12 protein-coding genes are annotated in these 16,272 nt (G+C 72.9%); 6 read left to right on the forward strand and 6 right to left on the reverse strand.

Annotated elements, in window-relative coordinates; translation table 11 throughout:
- Positions 1–11 precede the first annotated feature (11 nt).
- On the forward strand, positions 12–1,094 hold the full coding sequence (locus AB8O64_RS10465) for a LacI family DNA-binding transcriptional regulator (RefSeq protein ID WP_370418883.1): 1,083 nt from the start codon (positions 12–14) through the stop codon (positions 1,092–1,094).
- 36 nt (positions 1,095–1,130) lie between these two features.
- Positions 1,131–1,988, forward strand: coding sequence for a phosphatase PAP2 family protein (locus AB8O64_RS10470; protein WP_370418884.1), 858 nt, complete (start codon positions 1,131–1,133; stop codon positions 1,986–1,988).
- A gap of 94 nt (positions 1,989–2,082) precedes the next feature.
- Here AB8O64_RS10470 and AB8O64_RS10475 read toward each other — a convergent pair whose 3' ends face one another.
- Together AB8O64_RS10475 and glnA are read right to left on the reverse strand one after the other, a co-directional pair.
- Positions 2,083–5,184: a bifunctional [glutamine synthetase] adenylyltransferase/[glutamine synthetase]-adenylyl-L-tyrosine phosphorylase gene (locus tag AB8O64_RS10475; protein WP_370418885.1), complete on the reverse strand. Its 3,102-nt coding sequence runs from the start codon at positions 5,182–5,184 to the stop codon at positions 2,083–2,085.
- Positions 5,185–5,230: 46 nt separating this feature from the next.
- On the reverse strand, positions 5,231–6,592 hold the full coding sequence (gene glnA, locus AB8O64_RS10480) for a type I glutamate--ammonia ligase (RefSeq protein ID WP_130877445.1): 1,362 nt from the start codon (positions 6,590–6,592) through the stop codon (positions 5,231–5,233).
- A 584-nt stretch (positions 6,593–7,176) separates the two neighbouring features.
- On the opposite strand from glnA, the gene AB8O64_RS10485 reads away from it, so the two are divergent.
- Positions 7,177–8,082 (forward strand): NAD-dependent epimerase/dehydratase family protein, encoded by a 906-nt coding sequence (locus AB8O64_RS10485; RefSeq protein WP_370418886.1) that lies wholly within the window; start codon positions 7,177–7,179, stop codon positions 8,080–8,082.
- A 13-nt stretch (positions 8,083–8,095) separates the two neighbouring features.
- On the opposite strand, the gene AB8O64_RS10490 is transcribed toward AB8O64_RS10485, so the two are convergent.
- Both AB8O64_RS10490 and AB8O64_RS10495 read right to left on the reverse strand, forming a co-directional pair.
- Positions 8,096–8,959 (reverse strand): alpha/beta fold hydrolase, encoded by an 864-nt coding sequence (locus AB8O64_RS10490; protein ID WP_370423839.1) that lies wholly within the window; start codon positions 8,957–8,959, stop codon positions 8,096–8,098.
- Positions 8,960–9,356: 397 nt separating this feature from the next.
- Complete coding sequence (locus AB8O64_RS10495) at positions 9,357–10,811, reverse strand: APC family permease (protein WP_370418887.1); 1,455 nt, start codon at positions 10,809–10,811, stop codon at positions 9,357–9,359.
- Positions 10,812–10,979: 168 nt separating this feature from the next.
- Between AB8O64_RS10495 and AB8O64_RS10500 the strand changes: the two genes are divergently transcribed.
- From AB8O64_RS10500 to AB8O64_RS10510, 3 genes are all read left to right on the forward strand, one after another.
- Complete coding sequence (locus tag AB8O64_RS10500) at positions 10,980–11,465, forward strand: hypothetical protein (protein ID WP_370418888.1); 486 nt, start codon at positions 10,980–10,982, stop codon at positions 11,463–11,465.
- Positions 11,466–11,552: 87 nt separating this feature from the next.
- Positions 11,553–13,169: a multicopper oxidase family protein gene (locus AB8O64_RS10505; protein WP_370418889.1), complete on the forward strand. Its 1,617-nt coding sequence runs from the start codon at positions 11,553–11,555 to the stop codon at positions 13,167–13,169.
- Between the two features lie 138 nt (positions 13,170–13,307).
- Positions 13,308–15,062 carry an NAD+ synthase gene (locus AB8O64_RS10510; protein WP_370418890.1) on the forward strand — a complete coding sequence of 585 codons (1,755 nt, stop codon included), beginning with the start codon at positions 13,308–13,310 and terminating at the stop codon, positions 15,060–15,062.
- Between the two features lie 43 nt (positions 15,063–15,105).
- On the opposite strand, the gene AB8O64_RS10515 is transcribed toward AB8O64_RS10510, so the two are convergent.
- A complete protein-coding gene (locus AB8O64_RS10515; protein WP_209514623.1) occupies positions 15,106–15,327 on the reverse strand; it encodes a DUF2277 domain-containing protein in 222 nt (73 codons plus the stop codon).
- Between the two features lie 90 nt (positions 15,328–15,417).
- Entirely contained in the window at positions 15,418–16,203 is a 786-nt protein-coding gene (locus AB8O64_RS10520) for a GntR family transcriptional regulator (protein WP_370418891.1), read from the reverse strand.
- Between the last annotated feature and the right edge of the window lie 69 nt (positions 16,204–16,272).

Raw genomic sequence — 16,272 nt, forward strand, 5'->3', positions numbered from 1 at the left:
GGTCCAGTCCTGTGACCGCCCGGCTAGCCGATATCGCGACCCAGGCGGGTGTCAGCGAAGCAACCGTCAGCCGCGTCCTCAATGGAAAGCCTGGGGTCGCCGCTTCCACCCGCCAGTCCGTGCTGGCCGCGCTCGATGTGCTGGGCTACGAGCGGCCCGTGCGGCTGCGGCAGCGCAGCGAGGGGCTGGTCGGTCTGATCACCCCCGAGCTGGACAACCCGATATTCCCCGCTTTCGCCCAGGTCATCGGGCAGGCGCTGACCCGCCAGGGGTACACCCCGGTGCTGGCGACGCAGACCCCTGGCGGTTCGACGGAGGACGAGCTGACGGAGATGCTCGTCGACCGGGGCGTCGCGGGCATCATCTTCGTCTCCGGGCTGCACGCCGACACCTCCGCCGACATGCAGCGCTATGAGCGGCTGCGCGGCCAGGGCGTGCCGTTCGTCCTGATCAACGGCTTCTCCTCGAAGGTGCGGGCGCCGTTCGTCTCCCCCGACGACCGTGCGGCCGTCAAGCTCGCCGTCACCCATTTGGCCGCACTGGGCCACCGGCGCATCGGCCTGGCGCTGGGGCCCAAGCGCTACGTGCCGGTACAGCGGAAGATCGAGGGGTTCCTGCTGAGCATGCGCGAGCAGCTCGGGGTGGCGGAAGCCGAGGCCGAGCGGCTGGTGGAGCACTCGCTGTTCTCCCTGGAAGGCGGCCAGGCAGCCGCCGCGGCCCTCATCGACCGCGGCTGCACGGCCGTGGTGTGCGCGAGCGACATGATGGCGCTGGGCGTGGTGCGGGCGGCCCGGCAGCACGGGCTGGAGGTGCCGCGCGACGTCTCGGTGGTCGGTTTCGACGATTCGCCGCTCATCGCCTTCACGGATCCGCCGCTGACCACGATCCGGCAGCCGGTCCAGTCGATGGGCCAGGCGGCCGTGCGGGCGCTGCTGGAGGAGATCGGCGGCACCCCGGCCCCGCACAGCGAGTTCGTTTTCCTTCCCGAATTGGTGGTTCGGGGTTCAACGGCTTCTGTACCAGGGCCTCGTCGCGATTCCGGGACGACCGTCACGAATAGTACGCAAAGCCGGGAAGACCAGACTTGGGGATGATCTGCGCCCGGCGGCTATCTGGCAGACTGTTTCCCTATGGGTGAAGCGACAGTGAGGACCGCGGAAGGCCGGACGGCCACCCTGCCACCCACCGGGGAGAGCGTGGAGCGGCCGTCCCCGGACCGGCGCGTCCTGGCGGGTCTGCGCTCACCGCGACGGCCACGGCTGTGGTTCGAGATCCTGCTGATCGCGGTGAGCTACTGGACGTATTCCCTTGTCCGCAACGCGGTCCCGGAGCAGCGGGCCGCCGCCCTGCGCAACGCCGACTGGATCTGGCAGGCCGAGCAGTCCCTGCACATCGCGGTGGAGCACACCGTCAACCACGCCGTGAATTCGGTGACGTGGCTGATCGTGGGCATGAACTACTACTACGCCACGCTGCACTTCGTGCTGACGATCGGCGTACTGGTGTGGCTGTACCGCTGGCATCCCGGGCGGTACGCGGCCGCCCGTCTCATCCTCTTCGCCACCACGGGTGTGGCCCTGCTCGGTTACTACCTGTATCCGCTCGCTCCGCCACGGCTGATGAACGGCGGCGGCTTCATCGACACGGTCGTGGTGCACCACACCTGGGGCTCGATGGCCTCGGGCAATCTCGCCGACATGTCCAACCAGTACGCGGCGATGCCGTCGATGCACATCGGCTGGTCGACGTGGTGCGGCATCACCATCGCCCTGCTGGCGCGGGCGGTCTGGGTGCGGGTGCTGGGCCTGCTCTACCCCGTCGCGACCCTGGTCGTCATCGTGTCGACCGCCAACCACTTCTGGCTGGACGCGGTGGGCGGTCTGCTCTGCCTCGCCTTCGGCTTCGCCCTGTCCTACGCTTGGTACCGGGCGTTCCCGCACCGGCTGGCCCGCCATGTGGCGGCCACCGACGCGTCGACGCGGCGCTAGCGAAAACCAAGCCCGTCCGGCGATTAAGGACACCGCCGCGCAGCGGTGGTGCGCACGCCACGGCCCGCAGACGCCAAAACCGGCCGGCCAGGCCCTACGCCCCGTAGAACAGCTCCTCGACGACGGCCCTGGCCCGTCGCGTCGTACGGCGGTAGTCGTCCAGCATCTCCCCGACGTGCCCCGGTTCGTAGCCGAGGTAACGGCCCACGGCGCCCAGCTCGCGGGGGTCGCCGGGGAAGGTGTCCCCGGGGCGGCCCCGGACCAGCATGACGGCGTTGCGGACGCTGGTCGCCAGCACCCACGCCTCGTCGAGGATGCGGGCGTCCTCCGTGCTCAGCAGCTCCGCCGCGCAGGCCGCCGCGAGTGCCTCGCGGGTACGCGTCGTGCGCAGCCCCGGCTCCGCCCAGCCGTGCTGCATCTGCAGCAGCTGCACCGTCCACTCCACGTCCGACAGCCCGCCCCGGCCCAGCTTCGTGTGCGTCGTCGGGTCCGCGCCGCGCGGCAGCCGCTCGGTCTCCATACGGGCCTTGAGCCGGCGGATCTCGCGCACCGCGTCCTCGCCGAGCCCCTCGGCGGGGTAGCGGAGCGGGGCGATCAGGTCGACGAACCGCGCCCCCAGTTCCGCGTCGCCCGCCACCGGCTCGGCGCGCAGCAGCGCCTGGCTCTCCCACACCCGCGACCAGCGGCGGTAGTAGGCGGCGTACGAGGCGAGGGTGCGCACCATGGGTCCGGCCTTGCCCTCGGGCCGCAGATCGGCGTCGACGAGGAGCGGCGGGTCGGCGGTCGGCAGTTGCAGCAGGCGCCGCATCTCGGTGGCGACGGCGTGGGCGGCCCTGGCGGCCTCCTCGTCGCTGACGCCGTCCCGTGGCTCGTGCACGAACAGCACGTCGGCGTCCGAGCCGTAGCCCTGTTCGCGCCCGCCGAAGCGGCCCATGCCGATGACGGCGAAGCGGGTGGGGAGGGTGTCCCCCCACTCGGCGCGGACGGCGGCGCGCAGCGCGCCGGCGATGGTGGCGGCATTGAGGTCGGAGACGGCCTTGCCGACGGTGTCGACGGCCGCGCGCGGGCCGGCGCCCACCGCCTCGCCCGCCCGGTACGCCCGGAAGCCGTGCTCTTCGGCGGCGTGCGCCCCGGAGTCGGAGCCGGCGCCGCCGTACGCGCCGATGATGTCGGCGGCGGCGGTGCGGAACAGCTCGCGGCGCCTGACGCCGCGCACCGCGACGATCGCCGCCTCCGCGTCCTCGGCGCGGCCCACGGCGGCCAGCACCTCCTGCTCCAGCGGCTCCCGGCCGCGTGGACGCAGCCCCTCGGGGTCGCCGAGCAGGGCGACGGCCTCGGGGGCGCGCAGCAGCAGGTCGGGGGCGAGCCGCCCGGCGGACAGCACCCGGGCGAGGTTCTCCGCGGCGGCGCCCTCGTCGCGCAGCAGCCGCAGATACCAGGGGGTCTTGCCGAGCGCGTCGGAGACCTTGTGGAAGTTGAGCAGTCCGGCGTCGGGGTCGGCGGAGTCCGCGAACCAGCCGAGGAGCACGGGCAGCAGATGGCGCTGGATGGCGGCCTTGCGGCTGACGCCGGAGGCCAGGGCCTCCAGGTGGCGCAGCGCGGCGGCCGGGTCGGCGTAGCCGAGGGCCTCCAACCGGTGGCCGGCCTCCTTGGGGCTGAGCCGGATCTCGCCGGGCTCCAGCTGGGCGACGGCGTCCAGCAGGGGCCGGTAGAAGAGCTTCTCGTGCAGCCGCCGCACCTCGCGGGCGTGCCGCTTCCACTCCTTGCCCAGCTCGTCGACGGGCTCCTTGCCGCTCGGCCACTGGAACGTCCGAGCCAGGGAGCGGCCGAGCCGGCGCAGATCGGCTTCCTCCTCGGGGACGAGGTGGGTGCGGCGCAGCCGGTAGAGCTGGATGCGGTGTTCCATGGTGCGCAGGAAGCGGTACGCGGCGTCGAGGGAGGCGGCGTCGGCCCGGCCCACGTAGCCACCGGCGGCGAGCGCGGCCAGCGCGCCGAGGGTGCTGCCGCCGCGCAGGGTCGCGTCACCGCGGCCGTGCACCAATTGCAGGAGCTGGACGGCGAATTCGACGTCGCGCAGCCCGCCGGGGCCGAGTTTCAGCTCCCGGTCGATCTGGGTGGCGGGAATGCTCGCGACGACGCGGCGGCGCATCTGCTGGACGTCGGTGACGAAGTTCTCCCGCTCGGCGGCCTGCCACACCAGGGGGGCGACGGCGTCCACGTACTCCTGGCCCAGCTGGGGGTCGCCGGCCACCGGGCGGGCCTTGAGCAGGGCCTGGAACTCCCAGGTCTTGGCCCAGCGTTGGTAGTAGGCGAGATGGCTGGACAGCGTCCGCACGAGGGGGCCGTTGCGGCCCTCGGGGCGGAGGTTGGCGTCGACGGGCCAGATGGTGCCCTCGGGGGTGACGTCGGAGCAGACCCGCATCATCCGGGAGGCCAGCCGGGTCGCGGCCTGCACCGCGGTGCCCTCGGCGGTGCCGCTCCTGGCCTCGGCCACGAAGATGACGTCGACGTCGGAGACGTAGTTCAGCTCCTGGCCGCCGCACTTGCCCATGCCGATGACGGCGAGCCGGCAGGCCGCGGCATCGGCCGGCTGCTCCCGCGCGGCGATGTCGAGGGCGGCGCGCAGCGTGGCGGTGGCCAGGTCGGCGAGTTCGGCGGCGGTCTGGGCGACGTCGATGGTGCCGCAGACATCGCGGGCGGCGATGGCCAGCAGGGCGCGGCGGTAGGCGGCGCGCAGCGCGTCGGCGGGCGCGAGCCCGGCGCCGCGCTCGCCGCGCACCCCTTCGGCGAGGGCCTTCTCGAACTCCGGTGTCGTGAGGTGCAGATCGGCCGACTCGTAGCTGACGAGCGCGTGCCAGTCGTCGGGGTGCCGCACGAGGTGGTCACCGAGCGCCTCGGACGCCCCGAGCACGCCCAGCAGCCGGTCGCGCAGCGGTTTGGCGGAGACGAGGGTGTCCAGGAACGTCTGCCGCCGGCCGGGGTCCCGCGCCTGGAGCACCTCCACCAGCCGGACGAGCCCGTGCAGCGCGAGGTCGGGATCGGCGGTGGCCCCGAGCGCGTCGAGGAGCGCGGTGTCGTCCCGGACGGCGGCCAGCTCGGGGGCGTCGAGCAGCCGCTCGGCGGCGGCCGCGTCGGTGAAGCCGTACTTCAGCAGCCGGGTGTACGCGCTGCTGCGACGCCCTTGCGGCACCGTCATCGACAACCCTCTCGTCCGCTCGCCCCGCCGAACCCCGACGTCCTGCCTACAGCACCGGCAGCATCTTCCGCAGCTCGAAGGCGGTGACCTCGGAGCGGTACTCCTCCCACTCCTGCTTCTTGTTGCGCAGGAAGAAGTCGAAGACGTGCTCGCCGAGGGTCTCGGCCACCAGCTCGCTGCGCTCCATGAGCTCGATGGCCTCGCCGAGGTTCTGCGGCAGCGGCTCGATGCCCATGGCGCGGCGCTCGGCATCCGACAGCGCCCAGACGTCGTCGTCGGCGCCGGCGGGGAGTTCGTACCCCTCCTCGACGCCCTTCAGGCCGGCGGCCAGCAGGACGGCGTAGGTCAGATAGGGGTTGGCGCCGGAGTCGATGGAGCGGACCTCGACACGGGCCGAGCCGGTCTTGCCGGGCTTGTACATCGGGACGCGGATCAGCGCCGAGCGGTTGTTGTGGCCCCAGCAGATGTACGAGGGGGCCTCGCCGCCGGAGCCCGCGGTGCGGCTGGAGCCGCCCCAGATGCGCTTGTAGGAGTTCACCCACTGGTTGGTGACGGCCGAGATCTCGGCGGCGTGCCGCAGCAGTCCGGCGATGAAGGACCGGCCGACCTTGGAGAGCTGGTACTCCGAGCCGGACTCGTAGAACGCGTTCCGGTCGCCCTCGAAGAGGGAGAGGTGGGTGTGCATGCCGGAGCCGGGGTACTCGGAGAACGGCTTGGGCATGAACGTGGCCTGCACGCCCTGCTCCAGCGCGACCTGCTTCATGACGAGGCGGAACGTCATGATGTTGTCGGCGGTGGAGAGCGCGTCGGCGTAGCGCAGGTCGATCTCCTGCTGGCCGGGGGCGCCCTCGTGGTGGCTGAACTCGACCGAGATGCCCATCGATTCGAGCATGGTGATGGCCTGGCGGCGGAAGTCCATGCCCACGTTCTGCGGGGTGTGGTCGAAGTAGCCGGAGGAGTCGGCGGGCACCGGGCGGGTGCCGTCGACGGGCTTGTCCTTGAGCAGGAAGAACTCGATCTCGGGGTGGGTGTAGAAGGTGAAGCCGAGGTCGGAGGTCTTGGCGAGGATGCGCTTGAGGACGTAGCGCGGGTCGGCGTAGGAGGGCGAGCCGTCCGGCATGAGGATGTCGCAGAACATGCGGGCGGTGCCCGGGGCCTCGGCGCGCCAGGGCAGGATCTGGAAGGTGCCCGGATCCGGCTTGGCGATCATGTCGGATTCATACACCCGGGCGAAGCCCTCGATGGCCGATCCGTCGAAGCCGATGCCTTCGTCGAAGGCCTGCTCCAGCTCGGCGGGTGCCACGGCCACCGACTTCAGATAGCCGAGCACATCGGTGAACCACAGCCGCACGAAGCGGATGTCGCGCTCTTCGAGGGTGCGGAGCACGAACTCCTGCTGCTTATCCATTTCCACCAATCCTCGCCGGTTCGGCCCCCTGCTCCCGGGCCGCGGAGCACGGGGGCACATGAGCATCCCACCACACGGTTTCGACTGCGTTGCGTACAGGCGTCTGAACGTCCCGCATCACCTGGGTGTACCGCTCTCTCCCCATACTGCCCGTCCGCCAGCGCCCCGGGTACTCGTGGAGCACCCCGGAGCACGTGCGACTTGTCTCCATTGTGGGACACGCCCTGATCTTGGTCGACCCACACTTTTGGGGCCCTACGTTCCGTAGTCGCCGATCACGTACGGCGACCCGCGCCCCGACGGGGCCGCGACCCTATAGAAGCGGGCGGTCAAACGCGACACGAGCGCCACGGGCGGGTGAAACGGCCCGCGGGTCCGGCTGTGGACGGACCGGCCGGGGCAGGCTGCCGGTGCGGATCCCCCCTGCCCCGTACGGCGTGGGCGCACGGCCTCGGGCCGCCCGGGGGCCGCCCCCTCACGTGCACCATCAGCCGACGGAGGCCGAAGGCCAACATGCCAGACATCAACGACACACCGCGGCGGACGGGCGCCGCGCAGGCGCCCGGCGGGCGGGGTGAGAAGCGGTGAGGTACCTGATCACCGGGGCCACCGGCTTCATCGGCCGGCATCTGGCCCGGCACCTGCTCGAACGCGGCCACCACGTCACCGCCCTCGTCCGCCGCGACGGGCGCGTCTTCGGGTCGCTGACCGTCCGCGGGGACCTCGTCACCGGTGAGGGACTGGCGGCGGCCGTGCGGGGCGTGGACCGTGTCATCCATCTCGCCCAGGTCACCAAGGCCGCCGACCCGCGCCTCTACACCATGGTCAACACCGTCGGTACGGAGCGGCTGTTGGCCGCCGTCGCCGCCCGGCCCGAGCCGCCGCGGCTCGTGTACTGCTCGTCGCTGGCCGCCGTCGGCCCCGGGCGGCGGCGGCACGAGGACGATCCGCCCGCCCCGGTCTCCGCGTACGGCCGCAGCAAGCTCCGCGGCGAACTCGCCCTGCGCGATGGCGCCGGCCGGGTGTCCGCCGTGGTCGTCCGCCCGCCGATCGTCTACGGGCCGGGCGACCGCGAGTTCCTGCCGCGCCTGGCCACCGCCGTGCGCACCGGGCTGCTCCCGGCCGTCGGCCGGCCGGGCCCGCGCCACTACTCCCTGCTCCACGTCGAGGACCTGTGCCGCGCGCTGCTCACGGCCGCCGACTCCGGTGTGCCCGGCGCGACTTACCACGTCAGCGATGGTGTCGAGCATCTGTGGGACGACATCGGGGCCACCGCCGCCGAGGTGCTCGGCAGACGCCCGCCGCGGGTCGTCCACATCCCCCTGCGGCTGGCGCTGACGGTGGCCCGCACCCTGGGCGGCGCGTCCGTGCTGAACCCGGGGAAGGTCGCCGAGGCCGCGCACCCCGCGTGGACGAGCGCGGTCGGCCGGCTGCCGTTCGGCCCGTGCGTGCCCCTGCCCGAGGGCTTGCGGACGGCGCTGACCCCGTGACGCCGCTGGGCCCTCAGGCCCGTACGGGCGGCATCGCGAGGACGGCGGCCGCGATGGACTGGGGCCGGTCGAACATGACCAGGTGACCGGCCGGGGCGACCGCCTCGAAGCGGGCGTCGAGGCGGTCCGCGAGGGCGCGCTGGCGCTCCAGCCAGCGGCGCTCCAGCCAGGAGCCGGTGCCCGGGGAGGCCGCGAGGACGCTCACCGGCACGGGCGGCAGCGGGTGCAGGGCCCGCAGCTCCTCCAGCTCGGCGGCCACGTCGTAGTAGCGGGCGTTCTCCATCAGCAGGGCACGGGCCACCCGGCCGGTGCCGTAGGTGCGGCGCACCAGTTCGTCGGGGGTGGGGTCGAGGCGCTTGACGGAGGAGACCCGGACGGCCAGCCGGCGCAGGGCGGGGCCCAGGGCGCGGGGCAGTCCGGTGGCGGCGACGGCGTGGCCGCGCGCGTGGGCGGCGGCGGTGCGCAGATCACGGGCCGGGATGGGCCGGACGTCCTCCTCCACGCTGCCGTCGACCAGGATGACCCCGGCCGTGCGCTCCGGGTGCAGCCGGGCGAACGCCTCGACGTGGAACCCGGCGAGGGAGTGGCCGACGACCGTCGCCGGACCGGGCAGCTCCAGCGCGTCCAGGACGCCCGCTATGCGGGCGGCCTCGCCCACCGCGGTGGGCGGCTCGACGGGCGGTGCGCTGAACCCCAGGCCGGGCCGGTCGAAGCGGACGACCGTGCGGTGCTCGGTGAGCAGCGGCACGACGGGCTCCCAGTCGAACCAGCCCATGCCGAGCCCCGCGCTGAGCACGCACACCGGTCCGGAGCCCTCGCGCAGTACGTGCAGCGGCACTCCGCCGACCCGCAGCATGCGCCCTGGTGGCCGCTTCATCCCCGTCGCCCCCTGAGGTTCGTCGTTCACGCCACCGCCCGTACGCGGCGCGGCGCCGGCCGCGGAGCGGGTCCCCGACCTGGGATGACCGTACCTGGGCCTCACCGGCGGTACGTCGCGGATGTGCGTTGGCCCCTGCGGGCCGTGCGTTGGCCCCTGCAGGCCGTGCGTTGGCCCCTGCGGGCCGTGCGTGTGCACCTCCGCTGCGCGGCGGTGTCCTCAATCGCCGGACGGGCTGATTTCAGCCCGTCCGGCGATTGAGGACAAGGCGCAGCAGCCCGTCCGGCGATTGAGGACAAGGCACAGCAGCCCGTCCGGCGATTGAGGACGCGCCCGCAGGGCGCTCGCCGCCGCAGGCGGCACAGACGGCTCGCGGCCGGAGATCCGCCGGACAGGCCTACGCGCGGTGCTCCGGGGCCACCCAATGGGGTTTGCGGAACTTCAGGAACGCCAGAGGCGCCAGGAGGCCGAGGACGACGAGACCGCCGCCGACGGTGAGCAGGTAGCGCCACAGCGGGCCGCCGCCGAACTGCTCCGGCGGTACGAAGCCGATGCACATGGCAGCGATGGAGGCCACGAAGCCGACACCGGCGACGAGCCGCACGGCCGGTACCCGGAAGCCGCGCGGCCGGTCGGGCTGGGTGCGCCGCAGCCGGACGACGGCGGCGAACATCAGCAGATAGACGACGAGGTAGATCTGCGTGGTGATGACCGAGAAGATCCAGTAGGCGCTGGAGACATCGGGGATGAACGCGTAGAGCAGGGCGATCAGGGTGGTGAGCACGCCCTGGGCGACCATGATGTTCCGCGGCACACCGCGCCCGTTGAGCTTCTGCAGGACGGGCGGCAGATAGCCCTCCTGGCGGGAGACCATCAGCAGCCCCTTGGCCGGACCGGCCAGCCAGGTGAGCATGCCGCCGAGCGCGGCGGCGACCAGCAGCACACCGACGACCTTGGTGAGCCAGCCCACGCCGAAGTGGTCGAAGAAGCCCTGGAACGCCTGCATCACCCCGGCCGTCAGGCTGAGGTCCTCACCCGGCATGACCCAGCTGATGGCCAGCGCCGGGAGGATGAAGATCAGCAGGACGAGACCGGTGGCGGCGAAGACCGAGCGCGGGAACTGCTTGCCGGGTTCGCGCAGCGAGGCGACGTGCACGCCGTTCATCTCCATGCCCGCGTAGGACAGGAAGTTGCCCACGATCAGCACGAGGCTGGCCAGCCCCGTCCAGGGCGGGAGGAAGTGGCCGGAGTCCATGGGGGCGGCCGACGGGTTGCCCTGGGCGAGGAAGACCAGGCCGAGGGCGACGAGGACGACACCGGGGATCAACGTGCCGATCACCAGCCCCATGCCCGCGAGCCCCGCCACCGCCTTGGTGCCGCGCGAGGAGATGAAGACGCCCGCCCAGTAGATGACGACGATGACGACGGCAACATAGAGGCCGTTGTCCGCGAGCCTCGGGTCGATGACGTAGGCGAACGTGCTCGCCACATAGGCGAGCAGGCTCGGGTAGTAGGCGATCGTCATCGCGAACTGGCACCAGACGGCCAGGAAGCCGAGCGGCTTGGACAGCCCCTCGCTCACCCAGCGGTAGACCCCGCCGGTCCAGCCGGAGGCCAGCTCGGCCGAGACCAGGGCGGTGGGCAGCAGGAACACCACGGCGGGGACGAGGTAGAGGAAGACGGCGGCCAGCCCGTACAGCGCCATGGACGGGGAGGGCCGCAGGTTCGCGACCGAGGCGGTCGTCATCATCGCGAGGGTCACCCATGAGATGAACTGCTGCGCCTGCGGGGCGGACGGGGTCGAGGAGGCACCGGCGGCGGGGGTCTCCCGGGCCGGTTCCGTGAGGGTCATGGGTGGAGCGTCCTTCGGGCCGTGCGAGGAAATGAGACGGGGAATCGAATCGCCCCATAATCGGGCCTTGGGCCCCCTCCGCGCACATCCGTCACCCTCCCCCTCGGCCGCCGATACCCCGAGGGGGTAGGGTGCGGGCGAGGATTTCCGGGGCGGTGGAGGCTCGTGATGGACGGACGGCGGAAGGCCACCGCCTGGTGCGGCCGGCTGCTGCTGTTCGCCGCGCTCCTCCTGGGCATCGTCACCATGCACACCCTCGGCCACCCGAGCGAGCACGGCTCGGGGCAGCCCGGCCCGGCCGCTGCCCGGCCCGTCACCCACGCGATGCCGGCCCACGTGATGCCGGATCACGCGATGCCCGCCCACGCCGCGGCCACCCGGGCCGACGACACCGCACCGGCCGCGATGGCCGCTCCGGCGGCCGACGCGCCCCGTACCGATCCCCCGCCGCACAGCGGCATGGACCCCATGTCGGTCTGCCTCGCCGTGCTCGCCGCGGGCTGGGCCGTCGCCCTCCTCCTCGGCCTGGCCGCCTTCCTCCGACGGTCCGGCGCGGCCGCCCCCACGACCCGCGCCCGCCTCCTGCGCACCCTGTGGCCCATACCGCCACCACGTCACAAAGCCCTCGCCCGGTTGTCGGTCCTGCGCGTGTAGAGCCGCGTCCCGCCCCTACCCTCCCCCGGCAGGCGGCGGACGCGCTCCGACCCGTACCCGATCGACAACCTCACGAGGTGCACTCCCATGCGCACGACCACCCGCCGCGCCGTACTCGGCGCGGGCATCGCCGCTGCCGGCGGCAGCCTGCTCGCCGCCTGTTCGAAGGGCTCGGACAGCGGCTCCTCCGCCGCACCGGCGCCCACCGCCGACGCGGTCTCCCCGGACGGGAAGGAGGTCGCCGCCGCCGAGGCGAAGCGCGGCGGCGGCCCCGTACGGAAGGTCTCCCTGACGGCCACGCCGACCCGGCTCGACCTGGGCGGCGGCCGTACCGTCCCGACCTGGGCGTACGGCGACCGGCTGCCCGGCAAGGAGATCCGGGTCACCGCGGGCGACACGCTCGCGGTGACCCTCGCCAACCATCTGCCCGAAGCCACGTCCCTGCACTGGCACGGACTCGCGCTGCGCAACGACATGGACGGCGCGCCGGGCGTCACCCAGCGGCCCGTCAAGGCGGGCGCGTCCTTCGACTACCGCTTCGCCGTCACCCACCCGGGCACGTACTGGTTCCACCCGCACTCGGGCACCCAGCAGGACCGGGGGCTGTACGCGCCGCTGATCGTCGAGGACCCGAAGGAGCCGCTGAAGTACGACAAGGAGTGGGTGGTCGTCCTGGACGACTGGGTCGACGGGGTGGACGGCAGCACGCCGGACGCGGTCCTCGCCGAGCTGAGCCGGGGCATGGGCGGCATGGACCACGGCGGGGGCCACGGCGGCATGGACCACGGCGGGCACGACATGTCGCACATGTCGATGACGTCGAGGGCATCGAGGTCATCGCGGACGCCTGCGTCCACCTCGCCGTCCCCCTCCGGTCCGTCCCGGATGATGATGGGCGCGACCAGCCCGCTCCTCGGCGGCGACGCGGGCGACGTGGCCTACCCGCACTACCTCGTCAACGGCCGTACGCCCGAGGACCCGGAGACCTTCACGGCGAAGCCCGGCGACCGGGTGCGGATCCGGTTCGTCAACGCCGGTGGCGACACGGCCTTCCGGGTCTCCCTCGGCGGCCACCGCATGACCATCACGCACACCGACGGCTTCCCCGTCGAGCACCGGCAGGCCGATGCCCTGCTGCTGGGCATGGGCGAGCGGTACGACGTGCTGGTCGAGGTGAAGGACGGCGTCTTCCCGCTGACCGCGCTGGCCGAGGGCAAGAAGCGGACCGCCCTCGCGCTCCTGCGCACCGGCGGGGGCGGGGCGCCCGACGCCGACGTACGCCCCAAGGAGCTGGAGGCCACGCCGCTCACCGCCGACCGGCTGCGGGCCGACCGTTCCGTCGCGCTCGGGGAACGCCGCCCCGACCGTACGGTCACCCTCCGGCTGACGGGCTCGATGGCGAAGTACGACTGGGCGATCAACGGCGAGAAGTACGCGCCGGAGCCCCGCCATCTCGTGGGTTCGGGCGAGCGGGTGCGGCTGGTCTTCGTCAACGACACGGAGATGTGGCACCCCATGCATCTGCACGGGCACACCTTCGCCCTGCCCGGGCGGGGGCCGCGCAAGGACACCGCGATCGTCCTGCCGGGGCGGCGACTGGCGGTCGATTTCGACGCCGACAACCCGGGCCGGTGGATGGTCCACTGCCACAACGTCTACCACTCGGAGTCCGGGATGATGACGGTCCTCGGCTACCGGAGGTAGCGGCGGCGGTGCCCGTCCGCGTCGGCGCGAACACCGCCGGCGCGGGCGGGTCCCTGCGGGAGGCCGCCCCACCGGGCATCGGCCACCTGGGCGCGCTCGACCCCACATCGCGTCAGACAGACGATTACACTGAACGGCGTGCCTCAACTTCGTCTCGCCCTGAATCAGATCGACTCCCGCGTCGGCGATCTCGCCGGGAACGCCGAGACGATCGTGCACTGGACCCGGCACTCCGCCGGGCAGGGCGCCCATCTCGTGGCGTTCCCCGAGATGGCGCTGACCGGCTACCCCGTCGAGGACCTGGCGCTGCGGTCCTCCTTCGTCGAGGCCAGCCGGTCCGCGCTGCGCGCGCTCGCCGCCCGCCTCGCCGCCGAGGGCCTCGGGGATCTGCCCGTGGTCGTCGGCTATCTCGACCGCAGCGAGCAGGGCAGTGTCCGCTTCGGCCAGCCCGCCGGTGCCCCGCGCAACGCCGCCGCTGTGCTGCACCGCGGCCACATCGCGCTGACCTTCGCCAAGCACCACCTTCCCAACTACGGCGTCTTCGACGAGTTCCGCTACTTCGTGCCCGGTGAGACGCTGCCCGTGGTGCGGGTGCACGGCGTCGATGTCGCGCTCGCGATCTGCGAGGACCTGTGGCAGGAGGGCGGCCGGGTGCCCGCGACCCGTTCCGCCGGGGCCGGGCTGCTGCTGTCGATCAACGCCTCCCCGTACGAGCGCGAGAAGGACGACACCCGGCTGGAGCTGGTGCGCAAGCGCGCGCAGGAGGCCGGCTGCACGACCGCCTATCTCGCGATGACCGGCGGCCAGGACGAGCTGGTCTTCGACGGCGACACGATCGTCGTGGACCGCGACGGCGGGGTCGTCGCGCGCGCCCCGCAGTTCGAGCAGGGCTGTGTGCTGATCGACCTCGACCTGCCGGCCGCCGCGCCCGAGGCCCCGTCCGGGGTCGTGGACGACGGGCTGCGCATCGATCACGTCACCCTCTCGGCCGAGCCGCTCCCGGCGTACGAGCCGGAGACGCCGGGCGGTCTCGCGCCCCGGCTGGGCGACGCGGAGGAGGTGTACAAGGCGCTGGTGGAGGGCCTGCGCGCGTACGTCGTGAAGAACGGCTTCCGCAGCGTCCTCATCGGCCTGTCCGGCGGTATCGACTCGGCGCTCGTCGCCGCCCTCGCCTGTGACGCCATCGGCGCGGAGAACGTCCACGGCGTGGCGATGCCGTCGCGCTACTCCTCCGACCACTCCCTCGCCGACGCCGAGGAACTCGCCCGGCGCACCGGTCTGAACTTCCGCACGGTGCCGATCGGCCCGATGTTCGACGCGTACATGGGCGCGCTGGGCCTGACCGGTCTGGCCGAGGAGAACCTCCAGTCGCGGCTGCGCGGCACGCTGCTGATGGCCCTCTCCAACCAGGAGGGCCACATCGTGCTCGCGCCGGGCAACAAGTCCGAGCTGGCCTGCGGATATTCCACGCTCTACGGCGACTCGGTCGGCGCGTACGGCCCGATCAAGGACGTCTACAAGACCCTGATCTTCCGGCTCGCCCGATGGCGCAACCAGGCGGCGGCCGAGCGCGGCGAGACGCCGCCGATCCCGGAGAACTCCATCAGCAAGCCGCCGAGCGCCGAGCTGCGCCCCGGCCAGGTCGACACGGACTCGCTCCCGGACTACCCCGTGCTGGACCGGATCCTGGAGCTGTACGTCGACCGCGACCAGGGCCGGGACGCGATCGTCGCGGCGGGCTTCGACGCGGAGCTGGTCACGCGGATCCTGCGGCTGGTGGACACGGCGGAGTACAAGCGCCGGCAGTACCCGCCGGGCACGAAGATCTCCGCGAAGGGCTTCGGCAAGGACCGCCGACTGCCGATCACGAACGCCTGGCGGGAGAGCGTCTGACGGGGGCTCAGGCGCGGGGTGAGGCTCAGGCGCGGGCCGGGGCTCAGGCGCGGGCGGGGCCGGACTTCACGACCAGTCCGTCCAGCAGGCGCGCGGTGGCGTCGGCCACCGCGTCCACGGCCTCGTCGAAGACCGCCTGGTTGTGCGCGGCCGGCGCCCGGAAGCCCGACACCTTGCGCACGTACTGCAGGGCGGCCGCCCTGATGTCCTCCTCGCCCACTTCGGGGGTCATGGGCGGTCTGAGCGTCTTGATGCTGCGGCACATACCCCCAGTGTGACGCGCCCCACCGACATCGCGCCGGGCGCTGCGCCGGGAGCCCGTGGGCGGTGAGCCCGCCGACGGGCACAGCCGCGCCTACGCCTCGAAGTCGTACTCCAGCACGTAGGCGTTCGCGTCCATGACCATCTCGTTGACCTCGACCGCGTCGCCCCGCGCGGTGAACGCGGTGCGGCAGACGAGCATCACGGGGGTGCCGCCCGGCAGGCCGAGGCGGCTGACCTCCTCGGCGGTGGGCATCCGGGAGCGGATCTCCTCGCGGAAGCGGACGGGCTCGTACCCCAGGTCCTTGAGGCGGGCGTACGTACCGCCGGGCCCGGTGTCGGGCCGGGTGATGGGCGAGCCCGCGACGAGCGCGGTGGGCAGGTACGAGGTGGAGAGCATGACGGGCTCGCCGTCCAGGACGTAGCGGCGCCGGCGCACGCACACGGGCGCGGCGGGCGCGACGTCGAGTACGGCGGCGATGCGCTGGTGGGCGGGCTGTTCCTCGACGGCGACCTGGTCGACGACCAGGTCCCGGCCCGCCGCGTCGGCGGCCCAGACGGAGTGCCCCGCGCCCCAGTGCCGCCGGGCGAGCCGCTGGATGCTCAGCCTGCGCAGCGGGGAGGCCGTCCGCACGAACACCCCGGCGCCCTTGCGGGCCTCGGCGAGGCCCTCGCTCTGGAGGACGCCGAGGGCCTGCCGGGCGGTCATGCGCGCCACGCCGTGGGCGGCCATCAGGTCGTTCTCGCCGGGCAGCCGGTCGCCGGGGCCGTACTCGCCGGCGGCGATGGCGTCCTTGAGCGCGGCGGCGATCCGCCGGTACTTCGGCTCGGCCACTGCGCGCCTCCTCGTCGTCTCCGGGAAGCTCCGGGACCCCGTCATCTCTAGAGACCACCCTAAGCGGCGTGCGGCGGGGAGGTGAGGCTCAGGGCCGCCGCTGTCACACCGTTG

Source organism: Streptomyces sp. QH1-20, assembly GCF_041283565.1.
GTDB lineage: Bacteria > Actinomycetota > Actinomycetes > Streptomycetales > Streptomycetaceae > Streptomyces > Streptomyces syringius.

Bases quoted from the DNA above. Each gene is read 5' to 3' on its own strand.
- AB8O64_RS10470 (WP_370418884.1), top strand. From the start codon at position 1,131: ATGGGTGAAGCGACAGTGAGGACCGCGGAAGGCCGGACGGCCACCCTG.
- AB8O64_RS10475 (WP_370418885.1), bottom strand. From the start codon at position 5,184: ATGACGGTGCCGCAAGGGCGTCGCAGCAGCGCGTACACCCGGCTGCTG.
- glnA (WP_130877445.1), bottom strand. From the start codon at position 6,592: ATGGATAAGCAGCAGGAGTTCGTGCTCCGCACCCTCGAAGAGCGCGAC.
- AB8O64_RS10490 (WP_370423839.1), bottom strand. From the start codon at position 8,959: ATGAAGCGGCCACCAGGGCGCATGCTGCGGGTCGGCGGAGTGCCGCTG.
- AB8O64_RS10495 (WP_370418887.1), bottom strand. From the start codon at position 10,811: ATGACCCTCACGGAACCGGCCCGGGAGACCCCCGCCGCCGGTGCCTCC.
- AB8O64_RS10500 (WP_370418888.1), top strand. From the start codon at position 10,980: ATGGACGGACGGCGGAAGGCCACCGCCTGGTGCGGCCGGCTGCTGCTG.
- AB8O64_RS10505 (WP_370418889.1), top strand. From the start codon at position 11,553: ATGCGCACGACCACCCGCCGCGCCGTACTCGGCGCGGGCATCGCCGCT.
- AB8O64_RS10515 (WP_209514623.1), bottom strand. From the start codon at position 15,327: ATGTGCCGCAGCATCAAGACGCTCAGACCGCCCATGACCCCCGAAGTG.
- AB8O64_RS10520 (WP_370418891.1), bottom strand. From the start codon at position 16,203: ATGACGGGGTCCCGGAGCTTCCCGGAGACGACGAGGAGGCGCGCAGTG.